At 77.9% G+C, this 15,238-nt stretch carries 10 protein-coding genes; 6 read left to right on the top strand and 4 right to left on the bottom strand.

Features of this window, described 5'->3' with window-relative positions:
- Positions 1–197 precede the first annotated feature (197 nt).
- The gene (locus R3E88_16395) at positions 198–2,501 is read right to left on the bottom strand and encodes a hypothetical protein (protein MEZ4218067.1); all 2,304 of its coding nucleotides are present in this window, start codon (positions 2,499–2,501) and stop codon (positions 198–200) included.
- Between the two features lie 183 nt (positions 2,502–2,684).
- Here R3E88_16395 and R3E88_16390 point away from each other — a divergent pair, with 183 nt between their 5' ends.
- Complete coding sequence (locus R3E88_16390; GenBank protein MEZ4218066.1) at positions 2,685–4,355, top strand: glycosyltransferase family 39 protein; 1,671 nt, start codon at positions 2,685–2,687, stop codon at positions 4,353–4,355.
- Positions 4,356–4,377: 22 nt separating this feature from the next.
- Here the strand turns inward: R3E88_16390 and R3E88_16385 are convergent, their stop codons facing one another.
- Positions 4,378–5,007, bottom strand: a complete 630-nt coding sequence (locus R3E88_16385; GenBank protein ID MEZ4218065.1) for a DUF3313 family protein — start codon at positions 5,005–5,007, stop codon at positions 4,378–4,380.
- Between the two features lie 160 nt (positions 5,008–5,167).
- Here R3E88_16385 and R3E88_16380 point away from each other — a divergent pair, with 160 nt between their 5' ends.
- The 4 genes from R3E88_16380 to R3E88_16365 all read left to right on the top strand — a co-directional run bounded on the left by R3E88_16380 (position 5,168) and on the right by R3E88_16365 (position 11,427).
- A complete protein-coding gene (locus R3E88_16380) occupies positions 5,168–7,153 on the top strand; it encodes a pyrroloquinoline quinone-dependent dehydrogenase (GenBank protein MEZ4218064.1) in 1,986 nt (661 codons plus the stop codon).
- Positions 7,140–7,724, top strand: coding sequence for a chalcone isomerase family protein (locus tag R3E88_16375; protein MEZ4218063.1), 585 nt, complete (start codon positions 7,140–7,142; stop codon positions 7,722–7,724). The genes R3E88_16380 and R3E88_16375 overlap by 14 nt, the downstream gene beginning before the upstream one ends.
- Position 7,725: 1 nt before the next feature.
- A complete protein-coding gene (locus tag R3E88_16370; GenBank protein MEZ4218062.1) occupies positions 7,726–8,754 on the top strand; it encodes a lysophospholipid acyltransferase family protein in 1,029 nt (342 codons plus the stop codon).
- Between the two features lie 126 nt (positions 8,755–8,880).
- Positions 8,881–11,427, top strand: a complete 2,547-nt coding sequence (locus tag R3E88_16365; protein ID MEZ4218061.1) for a sulfatase — start codon at positions 8,881–8,883, stop codon at positions 11,425–11,427.
- Here R3E88_16365 and R3E88_16360 read toward each other — a convergent pair.
- A complete protein-coding gene (locus tag R3E88_16360) occupies positions 11,418–13,064 on the bottom strand; it encodes a hypothetical protein (protein MEZ4218060.1) in 1,647 nt (548 codons plus the stop codon). The genes R3E88_16365 and R3E88_16360 overlap by 10 nt on opposite strands.
- A gap of 150 nt (positions 13,065–13,214) precedes the next feature.
- On the opposite strand from R3E88_16360, the gene R3E88_16355 reads away from it, so the two are divergent.
- Positions 13,215–14,015, top strand: a complete 801-nt coding sequence (locus R3E88_16355; GenBank protein ID MEZ4218059.1) for a crotonase/enoyl-CoA hydratase family protein — start codon at positions 13,215–13,217, stop codon at positions 14,013–14,015.
- 22 nt (positions 14,016–14,037) lie between these two features.
- Here the strand turns inward: R3E88_16355 and R3E88_16350 are convergent.
- Positions 14,038–15,238: MFS transporter (locus R3E88_16350; GenBank protein ID MEZ4218058.1), on the bottom strand; the 1,201-nt coding region annotated here is incomplete at its 5' end.

Below are 15,238 nucleotides of genomic sequence, written 5' to 3'. Positions count from 1 at the left end.
CGCGGACGCGATCGCGTCCTCGCCCGCCGCCGGCGCGCCGGACCCTTCCGACGCATCGGGCGCGCGGGCCGCGGCGGCGGCGCCCTGCGCGGCGCGCGCACGCGCGCGCCTTCGGGCGAGCGCGAGCGCGGCCAGGCCGACGGCGACGTTCAGCGCGACGCCGACGGCGACCGCGCGCCGCAGCCCGAAGGCCGGGATCAACGCGAGGCCGGCGGCGAGCCCGCCGGCCGCCGCGCCGACCGTGTTCCAGCCGTAGAGCGCGCCGAGGTGGCGGTCGAGCGTCTCGCGCGAGCCGATCGCGACGCTGCAGAGCGCGGGATAGGTCGCGCCCATGAGCGCCGTCGGCCCGAGCAGGAGCGCGAAGACGCCGACGAGCCGCACGGCCGTCGCCGCCGCGCCCTCGACACCCGCGCCCGCGAGCCCGGGCAGCGCGCGCAGCAGCGTCGCGAGCTGCGCGGGCAGCACCTCGAGCCACAGCGTGAGCGCGACGGCGGCCGCGGCGATCGCGAGCTCGAGCGCGCCGTAGAGGCGAAGCCCGTCCGTGCTCGAGCGCGCCGCGCGGTGGTAGAGCCAGGCGCCGACGCCCATCCCGCCCATGAAGCCCGCGACCGACGCGCTCGCGGCGAGCGTGCTGCTGCCGAACGTGAGCGCGAGCTGCTTCGTCCACGCGACCTCGTAGACGAGCGCGGCCGCACCCGACACGAACGCGAAGACGTGGAGCGCGCGCCCGGCGTCGGCGGGTGCGACGCGGGCGCCGGGCGCGGCGCGGAGCATGGCGCGCGACGATACGCCGCCCGGCGCGCGATGCGCCACGGGCGCGCGCGGGCGCGCGGCGACGCAGCGCGCGCCAGCGGCGAAGCGCGCCGAGGCGGGCGCGCGCTAGCGGCGGAGCGCGCCGAGGCGGGCGCGCGTTCGAGCGCGGCGCGCTCGTCGCCGGCGGTGCGCGCGATCGCGCGCGCGAGCTCGTCGTCCGCCTCCCCGACCGCGCCGCGCGCGAGCGCGAGCTCGGCGAGTGCGAGCGCGGGCTCGGCCGCCTGCGGCCGCAGCTCGGCCGCGCGCCGCAGCGCGGCCTCCGCACCCGCGGCGTCGCCCGCCGACCCGAGCGCGCGGCCGAGCGAGACGTGCGGGTGGTACCAGCGCGGCCGCAGCGCGATCGCCTCGCGGTAGTGCGCGATCGCGCCGTCGCGGTCGCCCGCGCGCTCGAGCTCGCCGCCCATCGCCCAGTGCGCGAAGAAGTTGCCGCTCGTGACGGCGAGCGCGCGCGCGTAGAGCGCGCGATCGCCGCGCCAGAAGCGCACCTGCTGCGCGCTCGCGAACGCGAACGCGACGAGTGCGGCGACCGCCGCCGCCGCGAGCGCGCGCGTCGCCGCGCGCGAGCCGCGCGCGAGCGCGCGCGCGCCGAACGCGGCGGCGAGCGCGAGGCCGAGGAGCGGGAGGTACATGTAGCGGTCCGCGCGTCCCTGCATGCCGACCTGCACGAAGCCGACGGACGGCAGCAGCGCGACGACGTAGATCGCGAGCCCGGCGAGCAGCGCGGGCGCGCGGTCGATCGCGCGCGCGGCGAGCGCGAACGCGAGCGACAGCGCGAGCAGCCCCGCCCCCGCCTTCCAGGGCAGCGACGCATCGAGCGGCCACGGGTAGTAGAACGCGAGGCCCGACGGCCAGACCGCCGCCCCGAGATACGCCAGGTAGTTCCACGACGCGTTCATCGCGCGCCACGCGAACGGAATCTGCAGCAGCTCGAGCGAGCCCGCGTTGCGCTGCGCGACGACGGTCGCCGCGCCGGCGAGCGCGGCGAGCGCGAGCAGCGGGAGCTTCTCGACCGCGAGCGCGCGCCAGCGCGCGAGGTCGCGCGCGCCGCGGCCGAGCGGCCAGCCGTCGAGCGCGAGCAGCACGAGCGGCATCGCGACGGCGGCGGGCTTCGCGGCGAGCGCCGCCGCCGTCGCCGCGCACGTCGCCGCATAGCGCCGCGCGCCCGGCGCGCGCGCATAGCGGAAGTGCGCGGCGACGCCGAGCGCGAAGAAGAGGCCCATCAGGCAGTCCTTGCGCTGCGCCACCCACGCCACCGACTCGACGTGCAGCGGGTGCAGCGCGAAGACGCCCGCCGCGAACGCGCTCGCGCCGACGCTCCCCGTCGCGCGCGCGAACGCGACGAGCAGCACGAGCGACGTGGCCAGGTGCAGCAGCGCGTTCTCGACGTGGAACGCCGCGGGCGAGAGGCCGAACAGCGCGGCGTCGACGTGCAGCGAGATCCAGGTGAGCGGGATCCAGTTGCTCTCGTACGGCTGCGCGAACGCGCGCGCGACGCTCGCGAGGCCGAGCGGCTCGCGCAGGTGCGGATTCTGGAGGACGTAGACGTCGTCGTCCCAGTGCAGGAAGGGGTGGGAGGCGACCGGCGCGTAGACGGCGACCGTGGCGATCGCGATCGCCGCGGCCGCGAGCGCGAGCCGGCGCGCATCGACGGGGTGCGCTCGCGCGCGCGGCTCCGCGGTCGTCGCCATCGACGGCGCACGATAGTCGATCGCGGACGCGCGGCGGAGCGACGCCGCGCGGCGTTCCGAGCGGGCGCCGCACCGCGCGGCACGGTCTGCGGCGCGCCGCCGCTGCGCGGCACGAACTTCGGCGCGCCGCCGCCGCGCGCGCTCGATTGCCGCGGTCGCGAGCGCGTGCGATCGTGCGTCGCCGTGCCCGACCGCGCGCGCACCGCCTCCGCTGCATCCGGGCCCGCCGTGCTGCGCGCGCTGGCCGCGCCCGAGCCGGCCCGCGGTCGCGCCTTCCGCGCGCTCGCCGCCCTCGTGACGCTCGCCGCGCTCGCCGGCGCGGCCCACGCCTACGCCCACTCGCCGCGTCGCCTCGTGTTCCCCGACGCGTTCGACTACGCGCAGATGGGCCGGCAGATCGCGCGCGGCGAAGGCATGACGTCGCTGCAGGCGTTCCCGTACGCGCTCGGGTGGCTCGCCGATCGCGAGCGCGCGACTGCGCCGCCGTGGCCCAACCTGTGGCGCTTCCCGCTGCCGACGTGGATCCGCGCGGCGAGCCTCGCCGCGCTCGGCGAGAGCGACGCCGCCGCGATCGCGCCCTCGCTCCTCTTCTCCGCGCTCACCGCGACGCTGCTGTTCGCGCTCGCGAACCGGCTCGCCGGGCCGGCCGCCGGCCTCGCGGCGGCCGCGATCTGGACGCTCGCCGCGAGCCAGCGCGAGCTCGCGACGACGGGCCTGTCCGAGCCCGGCGCCGCGCCCTCGCGGCCGCCCTCGCGCTCGCTGCGCTCGCGCGCGCGACGGCGGCGTGCGCGCGGCGGCCGGCGCGGGCGCGCTGCTCGGCGCCGCGCTCCTCCACCGCACGAACCTCGCGGCGCTCGCGCCGCTCGCGCTCGTGCTCGCCGCGGCGGCGCGCGCGAGCACAGGCTCGCGCGCGCCGCGGTGCTCGTCGCGGCCGCGCTCGCGGTGGCGCTGCCGTGGTGGCTGCACACGGCGCACGCGTGGGGCGAGCCGTTCCTCAACCTCACGACCGACCGCGGCCTGCTGCGGCTCGCGCTCGGGCGCGACCCGTTCTACGCGCTGCGCGTCGAGGACGCGGACGGCGCGCTCGCGCGCAGCCTCGCGCTCTACCCGTCGGGCTGGACGTGGGCGTGGCTGCGCGATGCCGCGCCGCGCATGCTCGGCCGCGACCTCGGTGCGCTCGCGCCGATCGCGCTCGTCGCCGCCGTCGTCGACGCGCGCGCGGCGCGCACCGATGCGCGCGCGCACGCGCGCGCGCTCGTCGCCGCGCTCGCCACGAGCGGGCTCGTCGCGACGGCGCTCGTCTTCGCGCCGATCTACCCCGACGTGCTGCGCTTCTACTGGCCCTACGCGCCGCTCGTCGCGGCCGTCGCGTGCGCGGGCGCGCTCGCGCGCGTGCCCGGCGCGTGGCGCGCGGCGGCGGCCGCCGCCGGCGTGCTCGCCTTCGCGCTGCTCGCGCCGCGCGAGCGCGCGGCGCCGCTGCTCGGCGCGGCCGAGGACGCACCCGCGCGCGAGACGGCCGAGATCGCGCGCTTCGTGCCGCCCGGCGGCGTCGTCGCGAGCGACGTCTCCTTCGCCGTCGCCTGGCAGGCCGAGCGCCCGAGCGTGCGCTTCGTCGGCGGCTGGGACGTGCTGGCCGCGATCGACTGGACCGTCGTGCCCGTCGACGCCATCCACCTCTCGCCGAGCGCGCCCGCGAGCTGGGCCGCCCCGCTCGCGCGCCCGCCGCTCGCGAACCTGTTCGAGCGCGCGCCGACGCAGGCACCGGAGACCGGACAGCTGTGGCTCGCGCGGCGGCTGCGGGCCGCCGCGCCCGCCGCGGGCGAACCGCCCGCGTCCGAGGGATCCCGACGTTAGGCGTGCGCGGCGCGCCGCGCGCTCAGCCGCCGCTCTCGCGCACGAGCAGGTCGCGCAGCGCGTCGCTCCAGTATCGGAACCACCACTCGGCATCGGCCCACGTCGTCGCCGGGAGCGGGAGGGCGGCGGCCTCGCGGCGGTCGCGGAGCGCCATCAGGAGCTTGCCGCTGCGCGCGTCGCGCAGGGCGATCTGCACGCCCGCGGCGCCCGTGCCGCGCGAGCGGGACGCGTCGAAGCCCGGCGGCGGCACGGGCGGAAGCGTCGAGCGCAGCGCGACGATCGTCGCCTCGACGCGCAGCACGCCGGAGCCGCCCGCGCGCGAGATCGGGAAGGCCTGCTCGAGCGACTGCGCGAGCGCGAGCTCGAGCCGGCGCCGCACGCGCTCGAGATCGCGCTCGCGGTAGAGGACGCCACCGGTGTCGACGTCGTCCGCGATCGCGACGGGCGCGACGTGCACGCCGCGGAGCGCGGCGAAGTGCGCGCGCGGCCGACGGTAGGCCTCGTCCCACGGTGCGAGCCGCACGCGCTCGAGGCCCTCGAGGTCGCCGACGTAGCGGACCGGCAGCGAGGCGAGGTCGGGCGCGCACGCGAGCGCGGCGGCGCACGCGAGCAGCGCGGCGCGCGCGCGGCGACGGACCGGCGTTCGCGGCATGGGCCCTCCCCTCGGCGGCGGCCGGCACCTCCGACGCCGGCTCGCGCGCCGCCCGCTCGCGGCGGCGCGGCGCGCGATCGTATCACCGCGCGCGGCCCGACCTGCGCGCGATGCTTGGTCGATCGCGCGCGCGCGAATATGCTGCCGGCCCGGAGGCCCCATGCCGCAACGACGCCGCCCGCCGCTCGCCGCGATCGAGCAACTCGCACTCCTCGCGCTCCTCGCGCTCGCGACCGGCACCGCCGGCTGCGACGGCGGGCACGCGCCGCGCGCCGCCGGCGGCCCGGTCGCCGACTGGCCCGCCTACGGCGGCTCGCACGCCGGCACGCGCCACTCGCCGCTCACCCAGATCGACCGCTCGAACGTCGACGCGCTCGAGGTCGCGTGGGAGTTCCACACGGGCGACGTGTCGACCGAGGGCCACCTCGCCACGTCGTTCCAGGCGACGCCCACGCTCGTCGGCGACACGCTCTACGTGTGCACGCCGCGCAACCGCGTGATCGCGCTCGACCCCGAGACGGGCGAGGAGCGCTGGCGCTACGACGCGCACCTCGACAGCGCGGGCATGTACGTGATCACGTGCCGCGGCGTGTCGCACTGGAGCGAGCCCGCGCCGGTCGCGGGGCGCGCGTGCCAGCGGCGCGTCTTCATGGGCACGCTCGACGCGCGCCTCGTCGCGCTCGACGCCGACACGGGCAAGCCGTGCCTCGACTTCGGCGACCAGGGCGAGATCGACCTGCGCGAGGGCGTGGGCGACACGTACCCGGGCGAGTACGGCGTGACGTCGCCGCCGACCGTCGTCGGCGACCGCCTCGTCACCGGCGCGCTCGTGCTCGACAACATCCGCACCGACGCGCCGGGCGGCGTCGTGCGCGCCTACGACGTGCGCACGGGCGACAAGCTCTGGGCGTGGGATCCCGTCGCGCCGGGCACGCCGCCCGAGCGCGACGCGGACGGCAACGTCCACTACGCGCGCGGCACGACGAACGCGTGGACGACGTTCGCGGCCGATCCCGCGCTCGGGCTCGTCTACGTGCCGACGGGCAACACCTCGCCCGACTACTACGGCGGCCACCGCAACGGCTCGGACTACTACTCGAGCTCGGTCGTCGCGCTCGACGCCGCGACGGGCGCCGTGCGCTGGCACTTCCAGACCGTGCACCACGACGTCTGGGACTACGACGTGCCCTCGCAGCCGGCGCTCTTCGACTGGCCCGGGCCGGACGGGCCCGTCCCCGCGCTCGCGCAGGCGACGAAGCTCGGCCACGTGTTCTTCCTCGATCGCCGCACGGGCGAGCCCCTCTGGCCGGTCGAGGAGCGGCCCGTGCCGCAGGGCGCGCTGCCGGGCGAGGTGCTGTCGCCGACGCAGCCCTTCCCGACGCGCCCCGCGCCCATCCATCCCGCGAAGCTCGAGCCCGACGACGCCTTCGGCTTCACCTTCTGGGACCGCGGCCGCTGTCGCGAGCAGATCGAGTCGATGCGCTCGGAGGGCATCTTCACGCCGCCGAGCACGCAGGGCTCGATCCACTTCCCGGGCATGGTCGGCGGCTCGAACTGGGGAAGCCTGACGATCGACCCCGAGCGCGGCCTGCTCGTCGCGAACTCGACGCGCGTCGCGACCTGGGTGAAGAGCATCCCGCGCGAGGAGTACGCGCGCATGGAAGCCGCGGGCGAGCTCGTGCCCGGCCGCAGCTACGAGCCCGCCGCCGGCACGCCCTACGTCGTCACGCGCGAGTTCCTCGCGTCGCCGTTCGGCGCGCCGTGCAACCCGCCGCCGTGGGGCGTGCTGACGGCGATCGACCTGCGCACGGGCGAGCGCCGCTGGGAGGTGCCGCTCGGCAGCACGCGCGACATGGCGCCGTGGCCCCTCTGGCTCGAGCTCGGCGTGCCGAACCAGGGCGGCTCGATCACGACCGCGTCGGGCCTCGTCTTCGTCGCCGCGACGACGGACGACTTCCTGCGCGCGTTCGACGTGGAGACGGGCGAGAAGCTCTGGCAGGCGCGCCTCCCCGCCGGTGGACAGGCGACGCCGATGACCTATCGACTGCGGCCCGACGGCCGGCAGTACGTCGTCATCGCCGCGGGCGGGCACGGCCTGCTGCACACGACGCCCGGCGACTCGGTGGTGGCGTATGCGCTGCCCTAGCAACGGGCGCGCGGCCGCGCTCGCGCTCGCCCTCGCGCTGTCGCTCGCGGGCCCGCGCGACGCGGGCGCGGCGTCGCTCGAGGGCGTCGCGTTCGCCGACCGCGTGCAGGCGGGCGACGTCGCGCTCGACCTGCACGCGCTCGCACTGCTGCGCTACCGCGTGCTCTTCCGCGCCTACGTCGCCGGGCTCTACGTCGCCGCGCCGTCCGACGCCGAGGCGATCCTCGACGACGTGCCCAAGCGGCTCGAGCTCTCGTACTTCTGGCCGATCGCGGGCGCGGACTTCGGCCCCGCCGCCGACGCGCTGCTCGCGCGCAACGTCCCGGCCGAGCGGCTCGCGCGCCTGCGCCCTCGCATCGAGCGGCTCCACGGCGCGTATCGCGACGTCGAGCCGGGCGATCGCTATGCGCTCACCTACCTGCCCGGGCGCGGCACCGAGCTCGCGCTGAACGGCCGACCGCTCGTCGTGATCGAAGGCGCCGACTTCGCCGCCGCCTACTTCTCGATCTGGCTCGGCGAGCGCCCGCTCGACGAAGGCCTGCGCGACGCGCTCCTCGGGCGAGGCGACTGACGTGCCGGCGCTCGCGGAACGCTGGCTCCGCCGCGCCGTCACGATCCCGAGCTACGTCGTCGCCGCGCTCGCATGGCTCGCGCTGCTGCCGGTGTGGGCGCCCGCCGCCTGGCTCGTCGACCGCGCACTCCCCGGCCGCGCGACGCTCCCGCTCGCGTCGTTCGCGCTGCTCTACCTGTGGTGCGAGTGCGCGGGCATGGCGGCGAGCCTCGCCATCTGGTGCCTGCCTCCGTGGGGCACGGGCGAGTCGCGCCGACGTTCCCAGATGCGGCGCAACTCCGCGCTCCAGGTCTGGTGGGCCACGCGCCTCTTCCGCGGCGCCGAGCGCCTCTTCGCATTCCACGTCGAGGTCGAGGGCGACGAAGCGCTCGCCGGCGCACCGCCGCTGCTCCTGATCCGCCACGGCGGCACCGCCGACACGCTCGTCGCGGCCGCGCTCGTCTCGGGCCCGCACGGACACCGCTTCCGCTACGTGCTGAAGCGCGAGCTGCTCGTCGACCCGTGCCTCGACTTGAACGGCAACCGCCTGCCGAACCACTTCGTGCGGCGCGGCAGCGGCGACGGCGCGGCCGAGATCCGCGCGATCGTCGCGCTGCTCGACGACCTCGACCCGGACGAGGGCGTCCTCATCTACCCGGAAGGCACGCGCTTCAGCGAGGCGAAGCGCGAGCGCGCGATCGCGCGCTACGAGGAGCGCGGCGATCGCGAGCTGGCCGCGCGCGCGCGCGCGCTGCGCCACACGCTGCTGCCGCGGCCGGGCGGCGCGGTCGCGCTGCTCGCGGCGAACCCGGGGCTCGACGTCGTCGTCGCGGCCCACACGGGCTTCGAGGATGCGGGCTCCGCGCTCGCGACGTGGCGCGGTGGCCTGCGCGGCGCGCGCGTCGCACTCGGTTTCTGGCGCATCCCGTTCGCCGCGCTCCCGTGCGGCGATGCCCACGACGACGCCGCGCGCCTCGCGTGGCTCCACGCACAGTGGCAGCGCGTCGACGACTGGATCGCCGCGCAGCGCGCGCGAGGCGCGCGCGCGTAGGTGCGCCGCACGGCGCATGCGTAGGTGCGCCGTGCGGTGCGCGCGTAGGTGCGCATGCGCAGGAGCGCGGCGCGGGGCGCGCGCGCAGGACGGCCGCGCGGCGCGCTCGGCTACGCTCGCGCCGCCGTGAGCGCCCCGCCTCCGACCCCGCCCGTCCCGACGCCGCCGTCCGACGCCGCGCCCGCTCCGCCTCGCGCGGCCGACCGCGACGCGCCGGCCGGGCACTCGTCCGACGCGGACGCGCCCCCGCGGCGCGCGGCGGACGGCGACGCGCCCCTGTCGTTCGCGGGTGCGATCGCGTGCGCGCTCCTCGGCGCCCTCGCGATCGCGCAGGCACAGCCGCCCTTCACGACCGGGCGCGCGCTCGCCGCCGACTTCGACGCGCACTTCCGCGTCGCCCTCCCGCTCGTCGCCGCGGAGTGGACGTACGACTTCGCGTTCGCCGCGCTCGCGCTCGGCGCCGTCGCGCTCGCGGCGGCCGCGCGGCGCGCGAGCGCGGCGCGCGGCCGCGCGGCCGTGCTCGGTGCCGCGTCCGGACTCCTCGCCGGCCTCGACCTCGCCGCGCGCGCGGAGGTGGCCGGCGCGCTCGGCGCGGCAGGCGCGCTCGCGTGCGCGGCCGTCGGCGCGCTCGCGGTCGGCGCGCTCGCGCGCGCGCCCGCGATCAGCGCGCCCGCGACGCGGCCGAGCGACGCGGCGCGCGACGGAACGAGCGACGAACCGAGCGACGAGCCGATGCGACGACGGCGAGCGACGAAACGAGCGACGGAACGAGCGACGACGGCGCGCGCGATGCCGCGCGGTGCGCCGCGCGGCGCGTGGCTCGGCGACTTCCCGACGAGCGCGTTCGCGCTCGCCGCCGCCGCACTCGCGCTCGCGCACGCGGACGCGGCCGCGCGACCGCCCGGATCGCTCGCGGGGGTCGCGCTCGCCCACGCGGGCGCGCTCGCGTTCGGGCTCGCCGTCGCGCTCGTCGTCGCGTGGGGGGCGGCCGGGGTGGCGCGCCGCGCGGGCCCGCGCGGCGCGGCCGCCGGCGCGCTCGGCGTGCTCGCCCTGCTCGCGGCGGCGAGCGTCGCCGAGTGGCGATGGATCGCGCGCGTGCCGCGCATGCCGCGCGAGCCCGCGGCGCGCGCGCCGGCCGTTCCGGGCGCTCCCGATGCGCGCACTCAAGACGCGGGGAACGCCCCCGGCCCCGCGCGCAGCGCGACGAGTCGCCTCGCGCGCCCCGACGTCGTGCTGATCGTGCTCGACACGTTCCGCGCCGACGCGCTCGACCTCGCGCCCGACGGCGCGACGCCCGCGCTCGCCGCGTTCGCGCGCGAGGCGCGCGTCGCGCGGCGCGCGTTCTCGACGAGCAGCTGGACCCTGCCCGCGCACGCGTCGCTCTTCACCGGCAGCTACCCGTCGACGCACGGCGCGCACTTCCGCACGCGGGCCGCCGCCGCGCGCGCGGGCGACGAGCGCGAGGCGAACGTGCTCGACGACGCGAACACGACGCTCGCCGAGCTGCTGCGCGACGCGGGCTACGCGACGATCGGCGTCGTCGCCAACACCGCCTATCTCCACTCCGACACGAACGTCCACCAGGGGTTCGAGGTCTGGGACGATCGCAGCGCGTGGCCGTGGGACTGGCCGTCGCCGCTCTCGGCGCGCGTCGCCGCGCTCGCACCGCCGCTCGACCGCGCGCTGCGCGCGCTCACGGGCCTCGACGAGGCCGAGCGACAGCACCGCCACAAGCGCTACCGGCTCGCGCGCGACGTGAACGCGGCCGTCGTGCGCGAGCTCGACGCGCGCGCGGGCGACGCGCGGCCGCTCTTCCTGTTCGCGAACTACATGGATGCGCACGCGCCCTACGTGCCGCAGGCCGCGACGCGCGCCGCGCTCGGCGACGCGCTCGATGCGCGCTGGCTCGACGCGACGGACGGCTTCGGCGGCGTCGACCCCGACGGGCCGGGGGGGCTCGCGCTGATGCGCGGCGAGCGCGAGCTGCGCGACGACGAGCGCCGCCACCTCGAGGCCGCCTATCGCGGCGAGGTCCGCGACCTCGACGCCGCACTCGGCGCCCTCTTCGACGCGCTCCGCGCGCGCGGCGTCTTCGACGACGCATGGGTCGTCGTGACGGCCGACCACGGCGAGATGCTGGGCGAGCACCGCCTGCTCGGGCACAGCTCCGAGCTGTGGGACGAGGTGGTGCGCGTGCCGCTGCTCGTGCGCGCGCCGCGCGGCGCGCAACGCGCACCGATCGAGGGCGACGTGCAGCTCGTCGACGTGCTGCCGACGCTCGCGAACGAGCTCGGCCTGCCGATCCCGGCGCAGGTCGAAGGCCTCTCGTTCGCGGGCGACGCGGTGCGCGCCACCGCGCGACCCATCGTCGCCGAGCACTTCGAGTACCCGGCCTTCGTCGCGCACTTCGGGCCGCGCTTCGCGGGCGACCGGCGCGCCTATCGAACGCGCGGCGCGGCGCTCTTCGCGTGGACGCGCCGCGCGCCCGAGCTGTGGGCGCGCGACGGCGCGGGCGCGACGACGCTCCGCCTCGACGACGACGCGCTGCGCGACCGGCTCGAGGCGGGCCTCGCGCGCTGGGTCGCGGCGCGACGCCCCGTGGCGGGCGAGGCGCCGCCCGCGCCGCTCGGCGACGAGGAGCGACGCCGGCTCGAGGCGCTCGGCTACCTCTGATCGCGCGGGCAGGCGAGCCCGCGCAGCGCGAAGCGGTCGGGCCGCGCGCACATCCACGCGACGAGCGACGGGCGCGGCGCGACGACGCCCGCGACGAGGCAGCGCGCGCCCGCGCGCGGCGGGCCCTCGTCGAGCCGCAGCAGCGCCACCGCGTACGGCTCGCTGCGCGGCGCGTCGCACGGCGCGACCTCGGGGTGGCCGAGCGCGAGCTCGACGCCGCGGCGTTCGAGGTAGGCCGTCGTCGCCGGCTTGTAGTGGCCGCGCTGGAACGTCGCGAGCGGCTCGCCGCGCGCGACCTCGCGATCGTTGAGCCCCCACTGGTCGACGACGGCGAGGCGCGAGGTGTAGGCGATGGTGCCTGCGAGCGTCGTCGCGACGACGGTGTCGGGCGGCAGCCAGCGCGCGAGCGCGGGCCCGACCTCGCGGCCGAGCTCCGTGTACGCGTCCATCTCCGGGAGCGTCTGCATGGCGTACGCGTGCTCGTGCACGGGCGGCGAGAATGCCAGCAGCCCGACGCCGAGCCCGACGCCCGCGGCCGCGCCGGCGCTGCGGCGCGCGAGCGCCGCGAGCCCGGTGAGCCCGCCGAGCGCGAGCGCGAGATACGGCGCCCACGCGAACCGGAAGTGCATGAAGTCGCCGCCCACCTTCGCGACGTAGAGCGCGTACGCGGCGGCGGTCGCGCCGGCGTAGGCGCACGCGCGGCGCTCGCCCGTCGTCGCGCCCCGCAGCGCGCCGTAGACGGCGAGGCCGGCGAGCGGCGCGACCTGCCCGGCGCTCTGCACGAAGGCGCGGAGCCACGCGAGACCGGCCGCGAGATGCCACTCGTCGGCGCCCTTCGCGTAGTACGAGTTCGGGAGCCACGCGCCGTAGTAGGCGAAGCGCGCGGCGAAGAGCAGCGCGAGCGCGGCTCCGGCGACGAGCGCGATGCGCAGGGCGAGCGCGCGGCCCGCGGCGCGCGGGGCGCTCGACGCGGAAGCGCCGCGCGGGTCGGCGTCGCGCGCCGCGGCGGGGTCGGCGTCGCGCGCCGCGGCGGCGGCGTCCGCGCGCGGCGGCCCGACGAGCGCGAGCGCGCCGGCGGCCGCCGCAACGCCGAGCGCGGCGTCGAGCCGCGTCCAGACGAGGAGCGGCGGGAGCGCGAGCAGCGCGGTGCGCGCGCCGCGCGCGTGCGCGCCGTCGCTCGCGAGCAGCGCGACGCCGAGCCCGACGAGCCCCGCGGCGACGAAGAAGGTCTCGAGCCCGCTGCCCGCGGACGCCGCGAGCCCGTACGGCGCGACGAGGCACGCGAGCGCGGGAACGACCGCGACGGCGCGCGCGCCGAGCGGCGCGGCCGCGAGCAGCGCGGCGGCCGCGATCGCGAACACGCACGCGACGTAGCTCGCGACGCCGACCGCGCGCGTCGCGACGAACGGGTCGGCGCCGGCCGCGATCGCAGCGGCCGACAGCGCGACCCACAGCGGGTTCGAGTAGCCCTCGACGCGCTCGCCGGGGTTGAACACGACGCCGAGACCGCGCACGGCGTTGTCCGCGTACCGGTACGAGATGTAGGCGTCGTCGTAGGCGACCGGGTCGGCCGCCCAGGCCGCCGCGCCGCATGCGGCGACGAGCGCCGCGACGGCGAGGACGTGGGTGCGGCGCATGCGCGCGAGTATAGGCAGGCACCGCACGCCTCGACCGGCGCGCGGGCGCCGGAGTAGCATGCGGCGTCCGCGCGAACGCCACGCGCCGGTGCGCGCCCGCCGGCGGCTCGGCCGCTCGGCGGCACGCGCCCCATCCACCGGAGGCTCCCCATGCCCGCGCTGCTCACCGAGGTCGAGGACGGCGTCCTCGTCGTCACGATCAACCGCCCCGAGAAGAAGAACGCCGTCAACGCCGAGGTGCTGTGCGGCCTCACCGACGCCTGGCGCCGGCTCGACGCCGACGACGACCTCCGCTGCGCGATCCTCACCGGCACCGGCAAGGACTTCTGCGCGGGCATGGACCTCGGTGTCATCGCGCGGCTGTCGTCGGGTGCGCCGCCGGCCGACGAGTTCGAGCAGCGCATGAAGGACGAGCCCGAGATCACGATGCACGGGTGGCTCAAGACCTATCGTCCGACGAAGCCGGTGATCTGCGCGGTCGAAGGCTATGCGCTCGCCGGCGGCACCGAGATCCTGCAGGGCACCGACATCCGCGTCGCCGGCAAGAGCGCGACGTTCGGCGTGACCGAGGTGCAGCGCGGCCTGTTCCCGATGGCCGGCTCGACCGTGCGCCTGCCGCGCCAGATCCCGTACACCGTCGCGGTCGAGATGCTCGTCGGCGGCGACCCCATCACGGCCGACCAGGCGCTCGCCTACGGGCTCGTCGGCCACGTCGTGAAGGACGGCAAGGCGCTCGCGAAGGCCCGGAAGATCGCGCGGCGCATCGCCGAGAACGGGCCCGTCGCCGTGAAGGCCATCCTTCGCTCGATCCGCGAGACCTACGGCCTGCCCGAGGCGAAGGCGTTCGAGATCGAGATGCCGATCGGGACGAAGGTCTTCGCGAGCAAGGACGCGATCGAGGGGCCGCGCGCCTTCCTCGAGAAGCGCAAGCCGCACTTCACGGGCGAGTAGACGCCGCGCGGCGCGCGCCCCGTCACGCGGCGGTGCGCGGCGGACGCGGCAGCAGCACGGGCAGGAGCAGCGCGCAGGCGAGCGCGAGCGCGCCGCCGGCGAGCGCCGGCGCGCGGCCGCCGCCCGCGTCGACGAGCCAGCCCGCGACGAGGTTCGACGCCACCGCGCCGAGACACGAGCCGGCGAGGCCGACGGCGGACTGCCCCGTCGCGCGCAGCCGCTCGGGCACGAGCGCGTCGACGTAGAGCGGCATGCCCATCATGACGCCCCACACCGTCACGCCGTGCAGCGCCTGCACGGCCGTCAGCACGCGCAGGTCGTCGGTCGCGCCGCTCACGAGCCAGCGCACCGCCGAGGCGACGATGCCGATCGCGACGATGCCGCGCGCCGAGAAGCGGTCGACGCTGCGGCCGAGCACGAACATGAGCGGCGCCTCGAGCGCGATCATCACGAGCCACATGCGCGCGATCGCGTCGACGCCGCCGCCGTGCGAGCGCACGAGCAGCGGGAACATCTGCATGGGCCCCTGCATCGAGAGATAGGCGAGGAACACGAAGGCGAGCGCGCGCGCGAAGCGCCCGTCGCGCGCGAGCGCGCGCCACTCGCCGCGCTCGGCGCGCAGCGCGCCGCCGCGCGCCTCGGGCACCGCGAGTGCCGCGGCCGCCGCGCACGCGCGCCACAGCGACGCGGCCGGGTAGATCGCACCGAGTGCCGGCGCGCTCGCGCCCGGAGCCTCGACGCCGGGCGCGAGGCCCGCGCCGTCGAGCGCGCGCAGGAGCGGCGGCACCGAGAGCGCCGCCGCGCCGAACCCGAGCGTCCCCCACACGCGCACGCGGCCGAGCCCGCGAGCGCCCGCCGCGCCGAGCGCCGAGATGCTCGCCGCGAGCGTCATCGCGCCGAACGACGTGACGAACAGCGCGAGCGCGGCCGTCGCGAGCGCGAAGCCCGCGAAGGTCGACTGCGCGCCGAGCGCGAGGTTCGCGGCGGCGGCGCCGATGCAGATCGCCGCGACGACGCGCGCGCGGCGCCCCGTGCGATCCGCGATCTGGCCCCACACGGGCTGTGCGACGAGCCCCATCAGCGGGAGCAGCGCCGTGATCGCGCCGGCCTGCGCGCCGCGGAGCCCCGCGTTCTCGGTCAGGTACAGCGTGAAGTAGGGAAGGAAGAAGCCGAGCGATCCGAGCCCGAGCGCCCACGTGCCCGAGAGCGCGAGCGCCGTGCGC

The organism is Myxococcota bacterium (assembly GCA_041389495.1).
Taxonomy (GTDB): Bacteria; Myxococcota_A; UBA9160; order UBA9160; family UBA4427; genus JAWKRT01.
Note: the sequence above shows the minus strand (reverse complement) of the source record. Positions and strands in the feature narration are given on the sequence as shown.

Bases quoted from the DNA above. Each gene is read 5' to 3' on its own strand.
- R3E88_16395 (MEZ4218067.1), bottom strand. From the start codon at position 2,501: ATGGCGACGACCGCGGAGCCGCGCGCGCGAGCGCACCCCGTCGATGCG.
- R3E88_16385 (MEZ4218065.1), bottom strand. From the start codon at position 5,007: ATGCCGCGAACGCCGGTCCGTCGCCGCGCGCGCGCCGCGCTGCTCGCG.
- R3E88_16380 (MEZ4218064.1), top strand. From the start codon at position 5,168: ATGCCGCAACGACGCCGCCCGCCGCTCGCCGCGATCGAGCAACTCGCA.
- R3E88_16375 (MEZ4218063.1), top strand. From the start codon at position 7,140: ATGCGCTGCCCTAGCAACGGGCGCGCGGCCGCGCTCGCGCTCGCCCTC.
- R3E88_16360 (MEZ4218060.1), bottom strand. From the start codon at position 13,064: ATGCGCCGCACCCACGTCCTCGCCGTCGCGGCGCTCGTCGCCGCATGC.
- R3E88_16355 (MEZ4218059.1), top strand. From the start codon at position 13,215: ATGCCCGCGCTGCTCACCGAGGTCGAGGACGGCGTCCTCGTCGTCACG.